The organism is Pseudoalteromonas sp. XMcav2-N, assembly GCF_024124545.1.
Classification (GTDB): domain Bacteria; phylum Pseudomonadota; class Gammaproteobacteria; order Enterobacterales; family Alteromonadaceae; genus Pseudoalteromonas.
In genome coordinates this window covers 138,704-160,822 of the sequence record NZ_JAMXSF010000012.1, presented here as the reverse complement: position 1 = coordinate 160,822, position 22,119 = coordinate 138,704, and the positions used below count along the sequence as shown (strand labels likewise).

Sequence of the window (22,119 nt, the reverse complement as noted above, 5' to 3'; positions counted from 1 at the left end):
CGTACTTTCTTTCTGGGATCTTTAGTCTGTTTGGAGAGCTTACTAAATTCAGAGGGCAGCAAAATCATTATCACATCGATGGATATTAGATTTTGATATTAGATCATAAATTTAATCAATTTGGTATTAGTTGAGAGCGCCGACATTTCTCCATTCAAACAGATCTACACTACCGTCATCCCGCACTTGATGCGGGATCTACTAACAGGCCACACAGTGAGTATGGATCGTACTCAGAGGAGACAATCATTATCAGACTCCAATCAAGATCAAGCCTGACTAGATAAAATAAGTTTTCTGCTGGATACTAAAACAGCATTTTTTAGTAGTCGTTAATTGCTGAGCAATTTGCCTTATATTTTTCCTGATAAGTGGTGTCAGACATCAGCTTTCTCACTGACTGATCGAATATCCTCGCATATTTTTCACTATGTTGATTTATCAACAGAAACCCCTGGTTAAAGAATGCTGGTTTTGGCTGTCTTACCAGGCGTTTCAGATCAGAGTCTGGTAGGGCTTTGGCGTATTCTCTCTCTGTCTGCTCATCCAAAATAATAATGTCTGTGCGTCGGCGTAGCAGAAATTGTAAGTTTTTGGTGGTATACGTTGCCTCCATGACTTCAATCTCATGTTCCTTAATGGCTTGCCAAAGCAGATCTGGATAAGTCAGGCCTTTGTTAATTAGTAATCGATAGGGCTTGAGGTCGGCATAAGAGTTAAATTTGAATGCCAGAGTATCAAGATGATAAAAGTGAGATACTTCTGAGGTGATAGGATAACTGGTATAGATGTACTCTGATGCCCGCTTTTCATTATAGTACCAGTAAGCGCTACCTATAAATTCAGTTTTTTTCCCCTCCTCATAGGCCCGCTGCCATGGCATAAACACAAACCTGACCCGGATCCCGTGCAAAGCAAATGCATCTCGGATAAGCTGAGCGGTACAGCCCTGATCCTCACGGTGCCTGTCTACGTATGGTGGCCATTGACCTGTTGTAATATGTACTGTCTCGGCTGCGGTAGTGAGACTAAAAACCAAAGCAAAAATAATGTATTTCACTGACAAGGCTCTAAAAACTGGGCTAAACAAAACTATAGCGCTTATTGTTGAATAAAACGAATAGGCCAACAAAAGCGATTAACCAAATGATGAGAATAAAAGGCTAAGTTGTGGAAAGTTTTTTAGATATTTATGAACGAGCATGCGCGAGAAAAGGCTTGAATGATTCACTGGAGCCACTACTCACGGAGCCATTGTCAAAAGTACAGCTGATAAAGCTATCCGATGATGTTTGGTTAGAAGAATTTACAAGAAAAATATTTCAAAGTGGGTTCTACTGGTCTGTGATCAATGCAAAGTGGCCCGGTTTTCGTGAAGTATTTTGGGACTTTTCGGTGGAAAAGCTACTGTATATGTCGCCTGAAATGTATGAACAGCGTGCACAGGACGAACGTATAGTACGTAACTACAAGAAAGTGCAGAGCGTTGCTCATAACTGTCAGATGATCCATGAGCTGGCACTTGAACATGGTAAGTTTAGTAAGCTAGTGGCGAACTGGCCGGAAGACAACATTATAGAATTATGGCTCTTGCTGAAAAAGCAGGGGAGCCGGCTGGGTGGTAACACAGGTCCTTATGCACTGAGGGCTGTTGGAAAAGATACATTTATTCTGAGCCGTGATGTTGAGGCTTATCTGAGAGCACATGATGTTATCTCTGGTGGACTGCATAGCCAAAAGTCATTGCGTGCTGCACAAGCCTTCTTCAATGAGCTACGTAGACAAAGTGGTTATTCGTTGCAAAAATTAAGTCAGCTCGTTGCTTATAGCGTGGGTGACAATGTGGTAGGAGTTTCATCATGAGTGACTTTTTTTCCCGTTACACCGAATTGGGTGAGGTTTACCTGGTGCCGCAACGGCCTCAGCAGTTTGAACACGCACAGCTACTATTAACCAATTCAGACTTATTAACCGAATTGGGTATGGATGTTGATCAGCAGCAGTTGCGAGACTATCTGGCGGGTAGGTCCCGAGTTGAAAACATCGAGCCGGTTGCAATGGCATATTGCGGTCACCAGTTTGGTCACTTTAATCCACAGCTTGGTGATGGCCGAGCGCATCTAATCGCCTCCTTTACTACAGCGCAGGGGCATACCTATGATATGCACCTGAAAGGCTCTGGGGCGACGGTTTTTTCTCGTGGGGGCGATGGGTTATGCGCACTGGGTCCTGCCGTGAGAGAATACATCATGAGTCATGCAATGCGGGCGCTGGGAGTACCGACAACACAGTGTCTGGCAGTGTTGTCGACCAATCAGCAGGTAATGAGGCAAGAGCGAGAGCCCGGTGCCGTTGTATGTCGCATTGCCAGAAGCCATATCCGGGTTGGAACATTTCAGCTGATGGCAATGAAAAAGGACGTTGATGCAATGCAGCAATTGGTGGAGCTTTGCATCACAGATCAGTTTAATGACATTTCCTCAAGTGGTGAGCAAAGAGTCTTCGACTTTTTCGAGCGTGTATGTTTGCATCAGTGTGCCTTGATCCTAAAGTGGATGCAGGTTGGTTTTATCCATGGTGTTATGAACACGGATAACACTCTGATTAACGGTGAAACCATTGATTATGGGCCCTGTGCGATGATGGAGTCTTTCTCATTTGATGCGGTGTTTAGCTCCATTGATCGTCAGGGACGTTATGCATTTGGTCAGCAACCGAATATTGCCAGCTGGAACTGTGGCCGCCTTGCTGAGTCGCTGATGCTGTTGATGGATGATAAAGATGCCGCACTCGAACGCTTTTCCGGTGTCTTAAGCCAGTTTGCGGAAGAATTTAACCAGGGCTATCAACAGATGTGGTCAAAAAAGCTCGGGCTACTAAGCTGGCAGGAGTCTGATCAGACACTGTTAAGTGAACTGCTATCGCTCATGCAGCAAAACAAACTCGATTACACCAATACCTTTGCAGCCCTTACCAACTCGATACAGCCCACTCCGCTTCCTGGTTATGTGATACCAGAGGTATTGGCTGACTGGACCGGAAAGTGGCGAAAACGAGTTGGAGACAGCAACTTGTCAGCTGCACATACTATCATGCAGTCGGTTAATCCTGCGATCATCCCGCGCAATGGTATGGTCGAGCACTTCATTGGCGAGTTTAACCTCGCGAAGCATAGCGACGAATTTACACAATGGCTGCATGCACTCAAAACGCCTTACTTATATCAGGTATACCCTGCAAGGTGGCTGGCAACCATGTCGAACGAACAGACCTATCAAACGTTTTGTGGTACTTAAACTATGAGTGAACAGACCGATCAGGCATTGACCTGGCAGGAAATCAAACGGCAGATCCTCACGCACAAAACGCCATTGATTTATGCCCATCTCATCGCATTGTGTGCTGCTTTGGTGAGTGTGCCTATCCCACTGATGATGCCTTTGCTGGTTGATGAAGTACTATTGGCACATCCCGGGACGGCAGTAGATACGTTGAATGCGTTCTTACCTGCGCAGTGGCAAGGCGCAACAGGCTATATCGTATCGATCCTGATTGCCGTGATATGCATGAGGCTCGCAGCGCTGCTGTTGGGGGTTGCTCAGTCTCGGCAGTTTACCATTATTGGTAAGGATATTTCTTATCGGATCCGCGAAAGACTGCTGGTGCATTTGGCAAAAGTGCAGCTAAAAGAATATGAAACACAGGGTGCTGCGGCGATCAGCTCTCGATGTATCACAGATATTGAAACACTCGATGGATTTATCAGCCAAACTTTATCCCGTTTTTTAATTGGTATTCTAACGATTATAGGAACGGCTGTAGTGTTACTCTGGATCGACTGGGTGCTTGGATTGATCATTCTGACTCTGAATCCTGCAGTGATTTACTTTTCCCGGCAATTTGGCAAACGTGTCAAGGATCTTAAAAAGCGTCAAAACAATGCCTTTGAAGCGTTTCAGAGTGCACTGGTCGACACCTTAGATGCCATCGCTCAGTTAAAAGCCATGCGACGTGAGCAAAGCTATTTTGATACCGTTGTGGATGCTGCAAAGTCATTGCGTCATCACTCTGTACAGTCACAATGGAAGACCGATGCGGTCAATCGCTTGAGCTTTACAGTATTCTTATTAGGCTTTGAGGTGTTTCGCGCCATTGCCATGCTGATGGTGGTCTTTTCTGATCTGACCGTTGGCCAGATCTTTGCGGTGTTTGGCTACTTGTGGTTTATGATGGGGCCGGTACAGGAAATACTAAGCATTCAGTATGCTTACTACGGTGCCACGGCTGCGCTACAGCGCCTCAATCAGGTTCTGGCATTTGACACCGAGCCGCATCAGGTGGCAGACAGCAAGATATTTCAACAGTCCAATATCCGGATAGATTTCCGTCATGTCAGCTTTGCTTATCAGGATGGTTTGCCAGTACTCAATGATGTGTCTTTGACTTTACCCAGTGGGAAAAAAACGGCTTTGGTGGCGGTGTCTGGTGGCGGCAAGTCGACTGTCGTTCAGTTACTACTGGGGCTATACCAGAAGCAGGCCGGGGATATCATGATTAATGATATACCGGTAGAAAAAGTGGGTTTTCACGCAATTCGCGAGCATGTTGTAACTGTGTTACAGCAGCCGATACTGTTTAATGCCAGTATTCGGGAAAATTTGTCAATGGGTAAGCCGTGTGATGATGAGCAGCTTTGGCATGCGCTAAAGGTAGCCGAACTTGCCCAGACCGTTATGGAAATGCCACAGCAGCTCGATACCGTGGTAGGCAGAAATGGCGTTCGCTTATCTGGAGGACAAAAACAGCGTCTGGCGATTGCACGCATGGTAGCTGCCGACCCTAAAGTAGTGATACTCGATGAGGCGACTTCGGCGTTAGATGTTGAGACAGAGGCGAAGATCCACCGCAACTTAAATACCTTCTTATCTGGCAGAACCACACTCATTATTGCACATCGTCTGAGTGCGATTCGTCAGGCAGATCAAATCTATGTATTGGATGATGGAGTGGTGAGTCAGGCTGGCGATCACCTTAGCCTGGTTGCAGAGCAAGGTCTTTATCGAGTGCTATTTGGTCATCAGAGCTGAATGTAAAATTAACAAAAAATTCCTATCTGGTGTTAAGTAAATATTAAGACATCATCTACTATTATTACTGCAAATATCAGATTGCACTATTATTTTACAGAGGGAAGGATGATGAAACTAAGAATGCTAAGCATTGTCGTATCAGCTTTAATTGCAACCGGTGCGCAAGCCGACGAGCACAAAGAAGGCATGTATTTAGGTGTCTTTGGCGACTACTACAATGCGGAGTGGGAAAATAGCCGAGATGCAGCCGGTGTTACGGTGGATGACTCAACAGGCTGGGGTGCTGAGTTGGGTTACCGTTTCAGTAAATACTGGAGTGGTCGCATTGAATATGCAGACATGGATTTTGATCTGTCGGGCGTTCGTAACGATTCTGTCGATGGTGACAGGATTGGCGTTGACGCTTTGTATCACTTCAACGGTGGACCTTTCTATGCGCTGGCGGGTCTCAAGTCAATTGATGTCTTTGACAGCAATACCTTTGTGAATGTGGGTGCAGGATATCGCCATCACTTCAGCGATAACTTTGCGGCTAATTTTGAGACGGCGATTTATCAGGGTATTGACCGTGGGTACACGGATGTTGGCGCAAAGCTGGGGATCAATTATTTCTTTGGCAGTTCAGGTCACAGCAAGCCTGTTGAACCTGCTCCTGCTCCGCAGCCAGAGCCTGTGGTGGTAGATGCAGCGCCTGTTGATAGCGACAAAGATGGTATCTATGACATGGATGATCAATGTGCTAACACACCTATGAGCGATGCAGTCGATGCCAAGGGGTGCACACTGTATGAAGACAAAGAAGTGACGGTTAGCCTGCTGGTACGATTCCCTAACAATAACTCCAGCGTGTCTCAGCAGTATCTGGATGACATTCAGGCGGTTGTACGCTTTCTGAATGAGCATCCTGAAACAACGGTGGTGCTTGAAGGTCATACCTCAGCGGTGGGTAAAGCAGAATACAACAAATGGTTGTCCAAGAAGCGTGCAGATGCCGTGGCAAAACAGCTAGTCGAGAAAGGCATTGATGAAATGCGTATTACAACGGTTGGCTATGGTGAAGAACGACTTAGAAACATGGGTGACTCTGCACAAGCTCATGCGGAAAACCGTCGTGTAGAAGCAAAAGTGAAATCAATCGAACGCGTAAAAGTTCAACGTTAATCAGATTTGAGTAGAGATAGCCCGGAGTGAACCGGGCTTTTTTGTGGCTGGTTTATACCCATGTCACTGACTATTTACGGTTACATATATTCATGAGTTTGCTCTTTTTCTTTTCTGACATTCACGTTGTTTATATCGAGTATAAGACGACTAAGTAGCCGTTTGATTTTCATCTATACTCTAAGACCTTATAATCAATCATCATATTTTATGTTTAAGTAAATTTATTGGTACTTGTGAGTACCTGGCTTTAACTATCCGTTCACGTCACCAAGAGGGCAAAACTGTGCTTCAAGAATATCGTAAACATGTTGAGGAGCGCGCGGCACAAGGGATCGTCCCTAAACCGCTCGACGCGCAGCAAACGGCAGAACTGATCGAATTATTGAAAACACCACCGGCAGGTGAAGAAGAGTTTATTGTCGATCTATTTATCAACCGTGTACCACCAGGGGTGGACGACGCTGCCTATGTTAAAGCGGGCTTTTTGGCCGCTATCACAAAAGGTGAAGCTGAGTCGGCATTGATCTCAAAAGCTTATGCAGCCGAGTTGCTGGGTACTATGCTGGGCGGTTACAACATTGCCCCTATGATAGATCTTCTGGATGACGACGAACTGGCACCCATTGCTGTTAAAGGGTTGTCTCATACCCTACTGATGTTTGATGCATTTTATGATGTTGAAGAAAAAGCCAAAGCAGGTAATGCATTTGCTAAACAAGTGATTGAGTCTTGGGCCAACGCTGAGTGGTTTTTAGAAAAGCCGGCTGTCGCAGACAAAATCTCTGTCACCGTATTTAAAGTCACTGGTGAAACAAATACCGACGATCTGTCACCGGCACCTGATGCCTGGTCACGGCCGGATATTCCATTACATGCGCTGGCGATGCTGAAAAATGAACGTGATGGGATTAATCCGGACAAGCCGGGCGAAGTTGGCCCGGTGGACCAGCTGGAGGTCTTGAAGCAACAAGGCTTACAATTGGCGTATGTCGGTGATGTGGTTGGTACCGGCTCTTCACGTAAATCGGCGACAAACTCTGTACTGTGGTTTATGGGGGATGACATTCCGTTTGTCCCGAACAAGCGAGTGGGCGGTGTTTGCCTTGGCGGTAAGATTGCACCTATTTTCTTCAATACCATGGAAGACTCGGGCGCGCTGCCGATTGAGTTACCCGTAGACGACCTGAACATGGGTGATCAAATTGATATCTACCCGTATGAGGGCGTTGTGAAGCGTCACGGCAGTGATGAGGTGATCACCACATTTAGCCTAAAATCAGACGTGATCCTGGATGAGGTGCGTGCCGGAGGCCGGATCCCGTTGATCATTGGTCGGGGCTTGACTGACAAAGCGCGTCAGTCGCTGGGCATGGCGCAGGAAGAGATATTCTGTAAACCGAAATTGATCCAAGATTCAGGCAAAGGCTTCACTCTGGCGCAGAAAATGGTGGGTCGTGCCTGCAATATGCCAGGTGTACGTCCGGGACAATATTGTGAGCCAACTATGACCACAGTAGGGTCACAGGATACCACTGGACCTATGACCCGGGATGAGCTGAAAGATCTGGCCTGTCTGGGCTTTTCAGCAGATCTGACAATGCAGTCGTTCTGCCATACTTCTGCTTACCCCAAACCTATCGATGTGAATACGCATCATACTTTGCCTGATTTCATTATGAACCGTGGCGGTGTGTCATTGCGCCCTGGAGACGGGGTTATCCATTCATGGCTGAATCGAATGTTGCTGCCTGACACAGTAGGCACTGGCGGAGATTCCCATACGCGTTTCCCATTGGGCATTTCCTTCCCTGCGGGGTCTGGTGCGGTAGCCTTTGCGGCGGCGACCGGCGTGATGCCACTGGATATGCCAGAATCCGTTTTGGTTCGTTTTAAAGGTCAGATGCAGCCTGGTATTACGTTACGTGATTTGGTACATGCGATTCCCTATTATGCCATCAAGCAAGGCCTGCTGACGGTTGAAAAGAAGGGTAAGATCAATGAGTTCTCTGGTCGTATACTGGAAATTGAAGGGGTTGAACACCTCACTGTAGAACAGGCATTTGAATTATCTGATGCATCGGCTGAGCGTTCAGCTGCGGGTTGTACAGTTAAGTTGTCACAGGAGTCCATCGAAGAGTATCTGAACTCCAACACCGTCATGTTAAAGTGGATGATCTCAGAGGGGTATGGTGATGTTCGAACCATAGAGCGTCGTATTACTAAAATGGAAGAGTGGCTGGCCAATCCAGAGCTGATGACGGCAGATGCCGACGCAGAGTATGCGCATACAATTGAGATTGATCTGGCAGAAATTCAAGAGCCTATTTTATGTGCGCCGAATGACCCTGATGATGCGCGTTTGCTATCAGAAGTTACCGGCGAGAAAATCGATGAAGTCTTTATAGGTTCTTGTATGACCAACATCGGTCACTTTAGGGCGGCAGGTAAGTTACTGGACAATTTCGGTGGTCGGTTACCCACTCAACTGTGGGTGGCGCCTCCTACCAAAATGGACAGGGATCAGCTAACTGATGAAGGTTACTATGGGATTTATGGTCGTGTTGGTGCGCGCATCGAAACGCCGGGATGCTCTTTGTGTATGGGTAATCAGGCTCGGGTGGCTGACAAAGCCACTGTGGTGTCTACGTCGACGCGTAATTTCCCCAACCGCTTAGGGACAGGTGCCAATGTTTATCTGGCGTCTGCAGAACTGGCCGCCGTGGCAGCGATTATGGGTAAATTACCGACCCCAGCGGAGTATCAGGAATATGCCGAGCGGATCAATGCCACTGCAGCTGATACTTATCGCTATCTGAACTTCCACAAAATGCCTCACTACACAAAAAAAGCAGACAGTGTGATTATTCAGCAGGCTGTGTAAGAGTAGTATGTTCGAAAAGCCAGCCTCGTGCTGGCTTTTTTAGTTTTCGGGGCAGAGCGAATACTGCTTGTGTATCAAAAAAGCGTCTTAATAATCTGTGCTGAGTGTTTTTTGATTATATTTCAATTTCTTGCTGGTATTTTTGATTATTCAGGTCGCCTTGACTATCCGGTGAGCTGAATTAAAATTGTACAATGATGTAAGAAATTGTGACCAGGGATCGTTACATGCTCCTTGTGTTGCATTCACGTCCACTCTGCGCAAGGTCTAATTCTATGAATAAATCGTTCATCATGGCGTGCTGTTTTGCAACAGGCACAGCTGCCGCAGCCCCTAACCCCTCTTATAGTGAAATCCGGCTTGGCTTTGAATCCATCGATTATAGTGAAGCACTCAATGATTTGAGCGGACTGGGTCGTCTTACCCAGGATGCGACTGTCAGGAACCCGACTATCCGACAACTGTCATATTCTGGCATCAACGATGACTGGGGAGTTTATATCGGGACGGCTGCAACTATATATCCAGGTCTGGATACAGAGACCTGGTATGTGCATGATTTCACGGACCCCAACGACAGTTCTGTGATACACCAGTTTGGCGCAGTACAGCTCAACGATTTTAAAGTTAAGTCCAACGAAATTGCGATGAGTGCCGCCTATAATATGACGCGGGCATTGCAAGTGACTATGGGTGGACGGGTATTCACAACCAGTTTCACCCGCTCGGATTTTCAATTTGCACAGCCCGGTGCAGGTCAGTTTGATCAGGTTTTACAGTCAGCTCCACGTGGCGAGAATGATCCGGTCGCCCGTTTTAATTTGCCCGGGCAAAACAACATTGGCACAGGAGATTTAGAAGGCCTGCCAGGGAACTTGCAATCTGTGGTGTCAACGACTGAAGATCAAATGAGTATTATTGCAGCTGTCGGAGTCAGGTATGACAGCAAGTTGCAGAACACCGCCAATAAATTCAGCTGGTATGCCGATGCTGAAATTACGCTCCCGATATATACACGGGTGCAAAATACTCGCACTATAGAAAAAACACTCAGTGAAACGTTTAACGGCTGGGGCATGCAAGCCCGTGCGGGCGTTCGTTATCAGGTATTTAAAACCATTGCCGTGATGGCGGGGGTTGATGTGTCCTATAAAGAACGTGATGCGATTTCAGAATCAGATGGTAGCCGGCGGACCGTGCCTGATATCGAATATACCAATGTGTCTCTTTCAGCTGGATTACAGTGGAGCTATTAATGTACAAACAAAGCAGTATCGCATTATTACTGACAGTAGCCTTGTTAGGCGGATGTAAAACGCTCGATTCGGTGAGTAATATTGTCAGCAGTGACAGCGCTACACCAGAGCAGATCCAGGCAGCTTACAGTAAAGCGGAGGCTGCTTATCTGGAGGCTCAGCGGGCAATCGCTTTGTCCGCCGAGGAGTCCCTGGTTGAGTACGACAGCGAGCGCACAGCTAAAGCAAACAAGCTCTGGCAGTCTTTACAGGGCGACTTTGCTGAGCTGCGTGCGAACCCCGGTGAGTCTCTCGACAGTGCCTCGCTTTTTTCGTCTGATACAAAAGCCGATGAGGTGATGGCAAGCAGTCAGGAGATCGTAAGCCTGCTTGCGGCTGCGCACAGTGCAAAGCAAGCTATCGTGAGCGTGCTTGAACCGATCCGTTCACATTTTGCGGTGCTCGATAAGTTGGAAACTCCACGGCACTTTGAGCGCCGTTATGAACGTGTTAAACGTCGTCACCTTGAACTCAAGGAAATGCTGGTGGCAGGCAAACGCGCACTGGTTGAAGGGAGCTTGCCTGAATTTCAGTCTCAGCTTCATGCGTTAGAGCAGGATGCTGCTGAGCACTACTTTTTGGGGAAAGTGCTTGGAGGCGTGAAACGACTAGCAAGCTCAGACAAGGTCGAGGTTTTACCTACGGTTTTTCAGGATGTCAAAGTCACGACAGAGTCTGCTCGGGAGTTTATTCGTCAAAATGTGCGTGCTTATGATGACATAAAGCATACTGTGAACCTGGCTGAATTACAGATAAAAAGACTGGAACAGCTTTTTTCAGAGCATTTGAGGAGAAAAACCGCCGTAGAAGATAAACGTGTTGAAGCGCAATTACTGACACTCGAAACTCAGCTTTTCCAAATGACGCAAAAGGCTGGGTTAGGGGACTTACGCCACCTGAGCTTTAGTGAACAACTGGCGGCAATTAACAATAAGCTGTAGCCTTACGGCCTTAGTGCCGGCCAATTTGGGTGGTGATAAGCCTGGCACCCACTCACTGTTTCATCACTCACCCACGTATTGTGAGTCGAAAAATCGCCCGTGTGTTCATTAAGGCAGAGGTGTTGGAGCTGTAGCCGCTTAGTTTCTTGACTATGTCTATCGGTTGAACCCATTGCTGTGTGAGTATAGGCTGCGTATTTGTATTCAACTACAAGTGAACTTGCTGTATCTGTATTTTTGATTTAAAAAATTGCAAAAAACAGGCTAATTATTCTTTTAAACCGACTAAATAAACAGATTCAAAATCATAATTCCCTCTAAAATGGATTAAGATCACCGCCAAATTGTCATCCCTAGGCGAGAGCAAAATGACCGCAGTAAACAACCAGAATTTGCTACAACTTCGTTTTATTCAACAAGCGCAGATCGATGCCGTTAAACCTTCGTTTAACCGTCTGCCAGACAACCCATATGCGGACGGCGCATTCCGTAAACGCCGTTATTCCGTCGTGAAATTCGCCGGTGGCGAGGTGGCATTGCAGCCGACCAAAGCCTTTGTGCAGGACGACTCAATTAACACCTTTCAGGGCAATGTTGAGCGCGTGTATGAAAACCTGGAGGATGAGCTGATCCACAGTGATGGGTTTAAACATCTGCTGAATGAGTTTAAAGCGATGACAGGTATCAGCGATGAGCGTGATATCGAAGTACACCAATTCCGTATGCTGGCCATTGAAAGCGATACGCCGCCAGCACCGGAAGGCGTGCATCAGGATGGCTTTGACCATGTTTGTGTGTGTGGCGTCTCTCACGAAAATATCGCCGGTGGTGAGCTGCTGGTATATGAACACAAAGAGGCAGAGCCATGCTTTAAGATGGAGATCAAAGATGGCCTGTTCGCTTTGGTCAATGATCGTGAGGTGTGGCACAACGCGACACCAATGAATAAGTTGGATGCAACGCAGACAGGATACCTGGACTGCTTCGTGTTTACCGCGTAAGAGGCTGCTATGAACCTGAATCAAGTGCGTCGTCAGTTTCCTGCGCTAATGCAGCAAGTGGCCGGTCATTCACCTATTTTCCTCGATGGTCCGGGTGGCTCACAAGTTCCTCAGTCGGTTTTGAGTGCCATGTCTGCTTATCTGGGTTACTTTAACTCAAACCTTGGTGGGGCGTTTTTTTCCAGCGATAAGACTGTTGAGCTGATGAATAATGCTCGCCAGGCTGTGGCAGATCTGCTTAACGCTCCGGCCAAAGAGCAGATTGTGTTTGGTGCTAACATGACCAGCCTGACCTTTAGCTTCAGCCGTGCCATCTCTCGCGACTGGCAGCCGGGTGATGAAGTGATTGTCACTAACGCCGATCATTTCTCGAACGTGTCATCATGGCGCCAGGCCGCTGAAGACAAGGGCGCCAGTGTCCATGCAGTTAAAGTGAATGAGGCCGATTGTACGCTGGATATGGACCACTTCCGCAGTTTGCTCAGTAACAAGACTAAGCTGGTGGCGGTGACCTACGCATCTAACACGACTGGCTCTATTAACGACATTAAACAAATAGTTGAGCTGGCGCACCAATTTGGTGCCTTAGTGTATGTTGATGCGGTACATTATGCGCCGCATGAACTTATCGATGTGCAGGCGCTGGATTGTGATTTCCTGGCTTGTTCGGTGTATAAGTTTTTCGGCCCTCATGTGGGCGTGGTATACGGTAAAATGGTGCACCTTGCAGGCTTTACACCTTATAAAGTTGAACCGGCAAAAGACGTTGTGCCAGGTCGCTGGGAAACTGGAACACAGAGCTTTGAAGGTCTGGCTGGCGTTGTCGCCGCCATCGACTACATTGCATCATTGAGCGGACTGCCTGAAGATACCCCACGACGTGAACGTTTAGGGGTGGCTTTTGCCAATACCAAAGCCCATGAAATGGCGTTGAGTGAGCACTTTTTGTCACGCTTGCAGGCATTCCCGCAGATCCGCTTGTTTGGTATCTCAGACACCACGCGTCTGGCAGAGCGCACACCTACCTTTGCATTGACCTTTGAGGGCATTGCACCGCGCACTGTATCCGAGTATCTGGGCAAGCAGCATATTTGTGTCTGGGACGGTAACTTCTACGCGCAAGGCTTATGTGAGCAGCTGGGTGTGATGGAGAGCGGTGGCGTGGTGCGTATTGGATGCATGCACTACAACACCATCGAAGAGCTGGACACTTTGTTCGGACACTTCGAAGCGTTACTGGCACAGTAGTCATAAAATAGGCGTCTGGTTAGACGCCTTTTTATACTCTTTGGTCTCAGCAGCCGTACTGAGGCTTGTTGCTGATGTAACCCAGATAGCTCATACAGTGCCAGGCGGGTTGTGTATGTGGGCAGGTCGTCGGTGCCAGGCTGTTACCGCCTGCAACGTCGTGAGTCTGCTGGTTGTTCAGTGGTGTCTGGTTAAGTCGCTTGATGGATTTTTTGATAGAGTCAGTTTCATAGTGCTGTCCTTATAGTGTGGTTTGAACAGAACCATCATATCTGCGGGGAATCTCAGTTGACAATTGAGATTTTTTTAATCAGTAAGGCTTTCCATGGTTTAGGTCAACGAGTGCACTCAGCATCATGCTCTCCAGTTATAAATGATCTTCAATATAATGGTTGAGTTGACTGATCCGCGCGCTCATTCCATCTATGATCTTATCTTTGATTTTTTCTCTGATCACATTGGGCAGTCGAGTGAGTGCATCGGGTGTGATTGCCAGTAAAATGGTGTCTTTGGTTGCCTGTGCACTGGTGCTGCGCTCCCTATGGGTTATGAACGCCCCTTCTCCTAGGAATTCACCCGGACCGACTTTGCCAATCGCGTGATGCTGATCCTGAGTGTAGATTGACAGCTCGCCGCTGAGCACAATGTAGAGTCGATTATCTTTGTCAAAGCGCCGAAATGCATGTCTGTCTTTACTGACCAGGTACAGGTGACTAAAGGACTCCAGCAGTACCTGACGTTCAGACAGGGTAAACTCTTTAAAGAAAGTCAGTCTGTTGAGAATTTCCAACTGTTTGATCAGTGGGATATGCTCCAGTAGTTTCATGATATAAAGCAAGTTCGGATCAGTATGACTGCATAGTGCTTGCTTTTTACAGTGGGGTCAAGGCAGAAGCCGGTACAGACACTGCCGGGCAGTCGCTCGGCAGTCAGGTATGCATTTAGCAGCCCGGATCATACGGAGAGGTTGGGCAAGTCAGCCCCTTGTATGTCATACATCCGGGGTTGTAAGGTGAGCTCGCGTACATACCACCAGCAGCTTGTGGGGTCAGCTCCTGAGCTAACGGCGTTTTGTTGTTCAAGCGTTTGAGCGATTTTTTCTGTAATCTGATTTTCATGGTCGTTCCTTAAATGTTGTATTTCGTTCTTTTAGTGTGCTAAGGCACGTATTAAAAGTACGGATTCAAGCTTTCAGGAACAAGTGATGTTTTTTCATACAGCTGCCAGCGCACTCAGGTAAAGTTGCGTTCTTTCAGCTTTCTAGTCAGGGTATTGCGTCCCCAGCCGATTTTCAGGGCGGCTTCTTGTTTGTGGCCATGGCACACGGCCAGTGCTGTTTTGATCAATCTGGTTTCGAGTTGCGCCTGAACCTGAGGCCAGATGTCTTCTTTGCCCTGATGCAACTCCTGCTCCAGCCAATGCTGAAAGGCGTCCAGCCAGTCACCTTCAATGGCATCTGTCGAGCTAAGTTGTACAGGTTGGTTCAGCTCTTCAGGCAGGTCAGCGACATTGATAACATCGCCCGGTGCCATCACAGTTAGCCATCGGCAGCTGTTTTCAAGCTGGCGAACATTACCGGGCCAGTGAAACGCCTGCATGACGTTAAGCGCTTCCTGAGTCAATACCTTACTGGGTACTTTCAACTCTTTTGCACTGCGAGCCAGAAAGTTCTCGCTTAACTTGGCAATGTCTTCACGACGTTCTCGCAGCGGAGGGAGCCTGAGCCTGACAACATTCAGACGATGAAACAAGTCCTCACGAAATTCCCCTTGTTCAACCAGGCGCTCCAGATCCTGGTGTGTTGCTGCAATGATCCGCACATCCACCTTCACACTGTGGTGACCACCAACACGATAGAACTCACCATCAGCCAGCACCCGTAATAACCGGGTTTGTACATCCAGTGGCATATCGCCTATCTCATCCAGAAACAGCGTGCCGCCATTAGCTTGCTCAAACCGTCCACGGCGAATGCTGTCAGCACCGGTAAAGGCGCCTTTTTCGTGGCCAAACAGTTCAGATTCGACCAAATCTTTGGGAATGGCGGCCATGTTGAGAGCGATAAATGGTTGTTCCTTACGCGGGCTATGATTGTGTAAAGCTCCTGCTACCAGCTCCTTTCCTGTGCCGGATTCACCGTTAATCAGCACGCTCATGCTGGAGACAGACAGTTTACCTATGGCGCGAAAAACTTCCTGCATGGCTGGTGCTTCACCAATGATGTCGGGTTGTTTGGCATTGTTGCTGGGTCGTCTGGCCTTATTATTCTGTGAGCTTGCCTGATAGGCGCGCTCAACCAAAGAGACTGCTTCATCGAGATCGAATGGCTTAGCCAGGTACTCAAAGGCCCCTTTTTGGAAGGCGTTGACAGCGGAATCCAGATCGGAATGGGCAGTCATAATGATGACCGGCAGGTTTGGGTGTTGTTCGGCTATTTCTTCGAGCAGTGCCATACCGTCTATGCCTGGCATCCTGACGTCTGAGATCAGCACCGCGGGTTGACCATAGGTCAGGGCTGTGAGCACATCCTGGCCGTTGGAGAAGCTCTCAGTTTGAAAGTCCGCACGGGCCAGCGCTTTTTCCAGAACAAAGCGAATAGAGGCGTCATCATCGACAAGCCAAACATTTTTCATGGTGTGATCCCACTTCTCATAATTAGTTACCAGCGCACCTTTGTTTGCGATGCGTTTATGCGTCAAAGGGCAGGTAGATAGCAAACTCCGTATGTCCGGGCCAGCTGTCACAGTCGATAAAGCCATGGTGCTGTTCAACCAGAGTTTGTGCAATCGACAAGCCTAGTCCCGAGCCACCTTCTTTATTGGTCACCATAGGGTAGAACAGGGTTGCCTGCATTTCTTGCGCAATACCCGGGCCATTGTCTGTCACTCGGATCTGCAGGGCTTTCTTCATTAACTGCTTACCACGCCTGATGCGATGGCGGATCCGAGTGGAGACTTTTATCTCACCTTGCTCACCCAGTGCCTGTTGTGCATTGCGAACAATGTTTAAAACCACCTGTTGGATTTTTGCTTCATCCATAACCACATCCGGAATACTGGGGTCATAATCTTTGACCAATCGGATCCCGGGTGCGCCGTCGAGTTCGCTGAGGCGGAGCACCGACTCCAGCATACGGTGGACATTACAGGGCTCCTTTCTGGGTAATTCATTGGGTCCCAGCAAACGGTCAACCAGTTCGGTCAGGCGGTCGGCTTGTTCGATGATCAGCTCGGCGCATTCGTCCCGCTCTTCCTGCTGAACTTCATACTGCAATAATTGCGCCGCTCCTCTGATCCCACCCAAGGGATTTTTTATCTCATGTGCCAGCCCCCGGATCAGATTTCTGGCTGCCTGATATTGGTGAGCCTGATTAAAGGCCTGATCAAAGCGCAGCTCTTCGTCAATACGACGGCATTCCAGTTGAATAAACGCACGATCCTGGAGCATAAAGCGACGTGCGAACAGGTTCAGTGTACTGGCGCGATTGTCGATGAAGACCACGTCAACCTTGTGCTGCTGGCAGTCTACACCATCGTCCAGGACATATCGTTGCAGCCGCTTCATGTCGATCATGTGGTGATGAAAAATGGTTTCGAAAGGTTGGTTCAGCAGCCGCTTATTGCCTAGCCCCAGCAGTTCACTGGCGCTGTTGTTGGCAAAGTAAATGGTCAGATCTTCGGTCAATAAGATCACCGCGGTAGATAAATTTTGCCATAACTCGTGTATCAGTTCAGAGGAGGGTTGTGCCATATTGGATCGCCTTGCACCAAGTTGGTGCACTGCAGATTAGCACACCTGTTATTATAATCAACGGTTAAGCAGGCTGGCGCGATGCAGGAAAAAGGTGGTTATTGCACTTTGGGCAACCAGCATGCCTTTGTCATTAAAGACTTTCATCTGCAATTTGTGTTCCCCCCTGGGCACATCTCTTAACGCAAAAGACGCCGTAGTCTGTTTAGGGCCTGTTGCTTTCCCATTCAGAAAGAGTTGCACCTGAAACCCAGCAGCAAACCGAGGCGTCACTAACCCATTCACATAAACGCTGCCGCTGTTTTCACGCAGCGTTTGTTGGTCGCTTGGCGCGGTTATTTTCGCCTGATAGGTTACGGTAGGTGTTGTCTGGGTGGGTGTCAGAATACTGGTATCTGTGGCGGGCATAGTGAGCATATTGGTGCTCAGTTTGACTTTTTCAGAGCCCTTTTTGGGTACATCCGAATAGACCCAGTTGCCGTTTTTGTCCTTCCAGCGGTAGACTTTTTGATCCGATACAGCACTGCTGCTGTACACTAAACAGAGAATGATCCAATAAAGCCGCAACACGATTTCACCTTGCTCAAAAGACGCTCATTACCAGCTATAACTTTAGTGCTTTTAGCGTCAATTTACCATGGCGGCAGGATGAAAAAAGCCCGCAATGCGGGCTTGAGAACACATATGATTTAAGAGCGCAGAGTCAGCCTGTTCTTTCACCGAGCAGCTGACTGCTCTGTGAGCGAATATGGCTTAATTAAGCATTCCGGATTGCGCAGTGTGCATGCCTTAACAGCTTGCACACACCGAAATACTAAAAACCAGTTTATACGCTGTAGTACATCTCGAACTCAACCGGGTGAGTTGTCATGTTCAGCTTTTCAACTTCCTGAGACTTCAATGCGATGTATGCATCGATCAGGTCATCAGTGAATACACCGCCCTGAGTCAGGAATTCGCGATCTGCGTCCAGAGAATCCAGTGCTTCTTGCAGTGAAGAGGCAACCGTAGGGATCTCTGCCGCTTCTTCCGCTGGCAGGTCATAAAGGTCTTTATCCATCGCATCGCCAGGGTGGATCTTGTTTTTGATTCCATCAAGGCCAGCCATCAACATGGCAGAGAACGCCAGGTACGGGTTCGCAGTTGGATCCGGGAAACGTACTTCGATACGACGCGCTTTTTCAGACGGTACAACCGGGATGCGGATAGACGCTGAACGGTTACGTGCTGAGTAAGCCAGCATAACAGGAGCTTCAAAGCCAGGTACCAGGCGCTTGTACGAGTTAGTAGAAGCGTTAGCAAATGCGTTGATGGCTTTGGCGTGCTTGATGATACCACCGATGTAGTAAAGCGCTTCTTCAGACAGGCCGCCGTACTTGTCGCCAGCAAAGATGTTCTTACCATCTTTACCCAGTGACTGGTGACAGTGCATACCAGAACCGTTGTCACCAACAACAGGCTTAGGCATAAAGGTTGCTGTTTTACCGTACAAGTGCGCCATGTTATGGATAACGTATTTCATTTCCTGAATTTCGTCAGCCTTGATCACCATAGTATTAAAGCGTGTTGCGATCTCGTTCTGACCAGCAGTCGCTACTTCGTGGTGGTGTGCTTCAACAACCTGACCCATTTCTTCCAGAACCAGACAGGTCGCACTACGCCAGTCACCTGATGAATCAACCGGTGCAACCGGGAAGTAACCGCCTTTTACGCCTGGGCGGTGACCCATGTTGCCTTCTTCATAGCTTCTGTCTGAATTCCAGCTTGCTTCCTGGGCATCAATTTTGTACATAGAGCCAGACATATCAGTTTTGAACTTCACGTCGTCAAACAGGAAGAACTCAGGCTCTGGACCGAACAATACGGTGTCAGCAATGCCGGTAGAGCGCATGTAGTCTTCCGCACGTTTTGCTACAGAACGCGGATCACGCTCGTAACCTTGCATAGTTGATGGCTCAAGCACGTCACAACGTACGATCAGCGTGGTTTCTTCTGAGAAAGGGTCCAGTTTAGCGGTAGAGGCATCTGGCATCAGTACCATGTCTGATTCGTTAATGCCTTTCCAGCCTGCGATAGACGAGCCGTCGAACATCTTGCCGTCTTCAAAGAAGTCTTCATCGGCCTGGTGATGAGGAATAGAAACGTGTTGCTCTTTACCTTTGGTATCCGTGAAACGTAAATCAACGAATTTAACGTCGTGTTCTTTAATAAGGTCTAAAACCGATTGTGACATGTGTCCTCCGACTCGTAGGGTTATTTTTTGTTGCAGTGCTCTGCATTTGCGCACTACTAAGCGTTATTCGTGCCAGTTTTATAATGCATTGTTAATCAATGAGTTACTTTTACCTGTAATGTATGGAACCTTAATGCGCACCAAGTTGGTGCGTATTGATATCGGAATTTGCACCACCCTGGTGCACTGTGCGATGAGTTCACTGTAGCACATGGCTGTGACTGTGGAGCGATAAAACAGCAGACTTTAGTTATTTCACGGGCTGGGCTGTAAAAAAAAGCTGGATAAACTTTCATCTGTCACATTATTAGGGGATAATACGCGACCTTTAATTGTGGATCGGCATCTTAGGTGCGCATTTTTGCGCGATTCGACTAGGATCACTGAGGGCCAACTTCTCTGAGTAAAAATATGAGCATTGAAAAGTTAAGAAATATCGCGATCATCGCGCACGTTGACCATGGTAAAACTACCCTAGTCGATAAGCTGCTGGAACAATCTGGCACATTAGAGACACGCGGTGGCAACGAAGAGCGTGTCATGGACTCGAATGATATTGAAAAAGAGCGTGGCATCACCATCCTGGCGAAAAACACCGCCATCGAGTGGAATGACTACCACATCAATATCGTAGACACCCCGGGACACGCCGACTTTGGTGGTGAGGTAGAGCGTGTACTTTCAATGGTTGACTCAGTATTGCTACTGGTTGATGCCCAGGAAGGTCCAATGCCACAAACGCGTTTCGTAACGCAAAAAGCATTCGCGCTGGGTCTGAAGCCTATCGTTGTTATCAACAAGATCGACAAGCCAGGTGCACGTCCTGACTGGGTAATGGATCAGGTATTTGACCTGTTCGACAACCTGGGCGCGACTGATGAGCAGCTTGACTTCCAGGTTATCTACGCATCTGCTATCAATGGTTGGGCGACGCTTGACCTGGATGAGCCGTCAGACAACATGCAGCCAATGTTCGAAGCGATTGTTGAGCAAGTTGACCAGCCGGATGCAGATCCAGCAGGTGACTTCCAGATGCAGATCTCTCAGCTGGACTACAACTCTTACATCGGTGTAATCGGTGTAGGCCGTATCAAGCGTGGTACAGTGAAAGTAAACCAGCAAGTTACTATCGTTGGTGCCGATGGCTCAACACGTAACGGTAAAGTAGGTCAGGTTCTGACTTATCTGGGCCTTGACCGTCACGAAGCACAAGAAGCACAGGCTGGCGACATCATCGCTATCACAGGTCTGGGCGAGCTGAAAATCTCTGACACTGTGTGTGATGTCAATGCCGTTGAAGCATTACCGGCATTGTCTGTTGACGAGCCTACAGTAACCATGACGTTCTCTGTAAACACGTCTCCGTTCTCAGGTCAGGAAGGTAAATTCGTTACGTCACGTAATATCCTTGAGCGTCTTCAGGCAGAACTGGTACACAACGTTGCACTGCGCGTTGAAGAAACCGATAACCCGGACAGCTTCCGCGTTTCTGGCCGTGGTGAACTGCACTTAGGCATCCTGATTGAAAACATGCGTCGTGAAGGGTACGAGCTGGCGGTATCTCGCCCAGAAGTAATTCTTCGTGAAGTAGATGGTCAGCTGGAAGAACCGTACGAGACAGTAACGGTTGACGTTGAAGAAGAGCACCAAGGTTCTATCATGGAGCAACTTGGCCTGCGTAAAGCAGAAATGACTGACATGGCACCAGATGGTAAAGGCCGTATCCGTATGGACTTCATCATGCCTTCTCGTGGTCTGATCGGCTTCCAGACTGATTTCATGACACTGACTTCAGGTTCAGGTCTGATGTATCACACGTTTGATCACTACGGCCCGCACAAAGGCGGTAACATTGGTCAACGTAAGAACGGTGTACTGATCGCAAACGCAGCGGGTAAAGCGCTAACCAACGCCCTGTTCAACCTGCAAGACCGTGGTAAGCTGTTCATCGGTCACGGTGTTGAAGTATACGAAGGTATGATCATCGGTATTCACGCACGTGACAACGACCTGACTGTTAACGCCCTGAAAGGCAAGCAGCTAACCAACGTACGTGCATCGGGTACTGACGAAGCACAGAACCTGGTTCCGCCTATCATCATGACACTTGAGCAAGCACTTGAGTTCATCGATGATGACGAGCTGGTGGAAGTAACACCAGAAAGCATCCGTATTCGTAAGAAGCTACTGACTGAAAGTGAGCGTAAGCGCGCAAGCCGTCAGGCCAAGTAACTATTTACTTATCGAATACAAAAAACGCCGCATCTGCGGCGTTTTTTATTGCTATAACGAATGTGTTAACACCGTCCATGCGGGTCAATTCATGGTTGTCAGCAATGAGTACTCAGAACAAACCATAGGCCTCGGTTTCTTCCGGTTCATATTGCTGCAAGTGGTCCGGGCGAAAGGTGGCACTGGGGGCGAGTACCAGACTATGTTGCTCTCCCTGTTTAATTAGCCCTTTCATCATCTTGCGGGTCTGAGTGTCAGTGGTTCGATTTCAAAGCCAATGCGTG

At 48.0% G+C, this 22,119-nt stretch carries 18 protein-coding genes; 10 read left to right on the top strand and 8 right to left on the bottom strand.

The window, feature by feature from the left end:
- Positions 1-322: 322 nt before the first annotated feature.
- A complete protein-coding gene (locus NH568_RS16170) occupies positions 323-1,060 on the bottom strand; it encodes a transporter substrate-binding domain-containing protein (RefSeq protein WP_253048776.1) in 738 nt (245 codons plus the stop codon).
- Between the two features lie 110 nt (positions 1,061-1,170).
- Between NH568_RS16170 and NH568_RS16165 the strand changes: the two genes are divergently transcribed.
- The 9 genes from NH568_RS16165 to NH568_RS16125 all read left to right on the top strand — a co-directional run bounded on the left by NH568_RS16165 (position 1,171) and on the right by NH568_RS16125 (position 13,620).
- Complete coding sequence (locus NH568_RS16165; protein WP_253048774.1) at positions 1,171-1,863, top strand: DNA-3-methyladenine glycosylase I; 693 nt, start codon at positions 1,171-1,173, stop codon at positions 1,861-1,863.
- Entirely contained in the window at positions 1,860-3,296 is a 1,437-nt protein-coding gene (locus tag NH568_RS16160; RefSeq protein WP_253048771.1) for a protein adenylyltransferase SelO family protein, read from the top strand. Before NH568_RS16165 ends, NH568_RS16160 begins: the two co-directional genes overlap by 4 nt.
- Before the next feature lie 3 nt (positions 3,297-3,299).
- Complete coding sequence (locus tag NH568_RS16155; protein WP_253048765.1) at positions 3,300-5,087, top strand: ABC transporter ATP-binding protein; 1,788 nt, start codon at positions 3,300-3,302, stop codon at positions 5,085-5,087.
- Positions 5,088-5,198: 111 nt separating this feature from the next.
- Positions 5,199-6,251 carry an OmpA family protein gene (locus tag NH568_RS16150; RefSeq protein ID WP_253048790.1) on the top strand — a complete coding sequence of 351 codons (1,053 nt, stop codon included), beginning with the start codon at positions 5,199-5,201 and terminating at the stop codon, positions 6,249-6,251.
- A gap of 286 nt (positions 6,252-6,537) precedes the next feature.
- Positions 6,538-9,135 (top strand): bifunctional aconitate hydratase 2/2-methylisocitrate dehydratase, encoded by a 2,598-nt coding sequence (gene acnB / locus NH568_RS16145; RefSeq protein ID WP_253048763.1) that lies wholly within the window; start codon positions 6,538-6,540, stop codon positions 9,133-9,135.
- 275 nt (positions 9,136-9,410) lie between these two features.
- Entirely contained in the window at positions 9,411-10,391 is a 981-nt protein-coding gene (locus tag NH568_RS16140) for an autotransporter outer membrane beta-barrel domain-containing protein (protein ID WP_253048761.1), read from the top strand.
- Complete coding sequence (locus NH568_RS16135) at positions 10,391-11,371, top strand: hypothetical protein (protein ID WP_253048759.1); 981 nt, start codon at positions 10,391-10,393, stop codon at positions 11,369-11,371. Before NH568_RS16140 ends, NH568_RS16135 begins: the two co-directional genes overlap by 1 nt.
- A gap of 368 nt (positions 11,372-11,739) precedes the next feature.
- A complete protein-coding gene (locus NH568_RS16130) occupies positions 11,740-12,372 on the top strand; it encodes a 2OG-Fe dioxygenase family protein (protein ID WP_253048757.1) in 633 nt (210 codons plus the stop codon).
- Positions 12,373-12,381: 9 nt separating this feature from the next.
- Positions 12,382-13,620: a cysteine desulfurase-like protein gene (locus NH568_RS16125; RefSeq protein WP_253048755.1), complete on the top strand. Its 1,239-nt coding sequence runs from the start codon at positions 12,382-12,384 to the stop codon at positions 13,618-13,620.
- A gap of 367 nt (positions 13,621-13,987) precedes the next feature.
- On the opposite strand, the gene NH568_RS16120 is transcribed toward NH568_RS16125, so the two are convergent.
- The 6 genes from NH568_RS16120 to glnA form a co-directional block, all read right to left on the bottom strand.
- Positions 13,988-14,446 carry a cyclic nucleotide-binding domain-containing protein gene (locus tag NH568_RS16120; RefSeq protein WP_253048753.1) on the bottom strand — a complete coding sequence of 153 codons (459 nt, stop codon included), beginning with the start codon at positions 14,444-14,446 and terminating at the stop codon, positions 13,988-13,990.
- Positions 14,447-14,561: 115 nt separating this feature from the next.
- Positions 14,562-14,738 carry a hypothetical protein gene (locus NH568_RS16115; RefSeq protein ID WP_171045659.1) on the bottom strand — a complete coding sequence of 59 codons (177 nt, stop codon included), beginning with the start codon at positions 14,736-14,738 and terminating at the stop codon, positions 14,562-14,564.
- Positions 14,739-14,852: 114 nt separating this feature from the next.
- Entirely contained in the window at positions 14,853-16,253 is a 1,401-nt protein-coding gene (gene ntrC / locus NH568_RS16110) for a nitrogen regulation protein NR(I) (protein WP_253048751.1), read from the bottom strand.
- A gap of 55 nt (positions 16,254-16,308) precedes the next feature.
- Positions 16,309-17,370, bottom strand: a complete 1,062-nt coding sequence (glnL, locus tag NH568_RS16105; RefSeq protein WP_138551830.1) for a nitrogen regulation protein NR(II) — start codon at positions 17,368-17,370, stop codon at positions 16,309-16,311.
- Between the two features lie 57 nt (positions 17,371-17,427).
- Positions 17,428-17,940, bottom strand: coding sequence for a DUF4124 domain-containing protein (locus NH568_RS16100; RefSeq protein WP_253048749.1), 513 nt, complete (start codon positions 17,938-17,940; stop codon positions 17,428-17,430).
- 256 nt (positions 17,941-18,196) lie between these two features.
- Positions 18,197-19,603: a glutamate--ammonia ligase gene (gene glnA / locus NH568_RS16095; protein ID WP_125720298.1), complete on the bottom strand. Its 1,407-nt coding sequence runs from the start codon at positions 19,601-19,603 to the stop codon at positions 18,197-18,199.
- 411 nt (positions 19,604-20,014) lie between these two features.
- Here glnA and typA point away from each other — a divergent pair, with 411 nt between their 5' ends.
- A complete protein-coding gene (gene typA / locus NH568_RS16090; protein WP_253048748.1) occupies positions 20,015-21,835 on the top strand; it encodes a translational GTPase TypA in 1,821 nt (606 codons plus the stop codon).
- Positions 21,836-21,947: 112 nt separating this feature from the next.
- Here typA and NH568_RS24035 read toward each other — a convergent pair whose 3' ends face one another.
- Positions 21,948-22,073: a hypothetical protein gene (locus tag NH568_RS24035; RefSeq protein WP_290444280.1), complete on the bottom strand. Its 126-nt coding sequence runs from the start codon at positions 22,071-22,073 to the stop codon at positions 21,948-21,950.
- Positions 22,074-22,119 lie beyond the last annotated feature (46 nt).

Excerpts from the sequence above, each read along its gene's own strand:
- NH568_RS16135 (WP_253048759.1), top strand. The coding sequence starts at position 10,391 with ATGTACAAACAAAGCAGTATCGCATTATTACTGACAGTAGCCTTGTTA.
- NH568_RS16120 (WP_253048753.1), bottom strand. The coding sequence starts at position 14,446 with ATGAAACTACTGGAGCATATCCCACTGATCAAACAGTTGGAAATTCTC.
- NH568_RS16150 (WP_253048790.1), top strand. The coding sequence starts at position 5,199 with ATGAAACTAAGAATGCTAAGCATTGTCGTATCAGCTTTAATTGCAACC.
- ntrC (WP_253048751.1), bottom strand. The coding sequence starts at position 16,253 with ATGAAAAATGTTTGGCTTGTCGATGATGACGCCTCTATTCGCTTTGTT.
- glnA (WP_125720298.1), bottom strand. The coding sequence starts at position 19,603 with ATGTCACAATCGGTTTTAGACCTTATTAAAGAACACGACGTTAAATTC.
- NH568_RS16155 (WP_253048765.1), top strand. The coding sequence starts at position 3,300 with ATGAGTGAACAGACCGATCAGGCATTGACCTGGCAGGAAATCAAACGG.
- NH568_RS16125 (WP_253048755.1), top strand. The coding sequence starts at position 12,382 with ATGAACCTGAATCAAGTGCGTCGTCAGTTTCCTGCGCTAATGCAGCAA.
- glnL (WP_138551830.1), bottom strand. The coding sequence starts at position 17,370 with ATGGCACAACCCTCCTCTGAACTGATACACGAGTTATGGCAAAATTTA.
- NH568_RS16130 (WP_253048757.1), top strand. The coding sequence starts at position 11,740 with ATGACCGCAGTAAACAACCAGAATTTGCTACAACTTCGTTTTATTCAA.
- NH568_RS24035 (WP_290444280.1), bottom strand. The coding sequence starts at position 22,073 with ATGATGAAAGGGCTAATTAAACAGGGAGAGCAACATAGTCTGGTACTC.
- typA (WP_253048748.1), top strand. The coding sequence starts at position 20,015 with ATGAGCATTGAAAAGTTAAGAAATATCGCGATCATCGCGCACGTTGAC.
- NH568_RS16115 (WP_171045659.1), bottom strand. The coding sequence starts at position 14,738 with ATGAAAATCAGATTACAGAAAAAATCGCTCAAACGCTTGAACAACAAA.
- NH568_RS16160 (WP_253048771.1), top strand. The coding sequence starts at position 1,860 with ATGAGTGACTTTTTTTCCCGTTACACCGAATTGGGTGAGGTTTACCTG.
- NH568_RS16140 (WP_253048761.1), top strand. The coding sequence starts at position 9,411 with ATGAATAAATCGTTCATCATGGCGTGCTGTTTTGCAACAGGCACAGCT.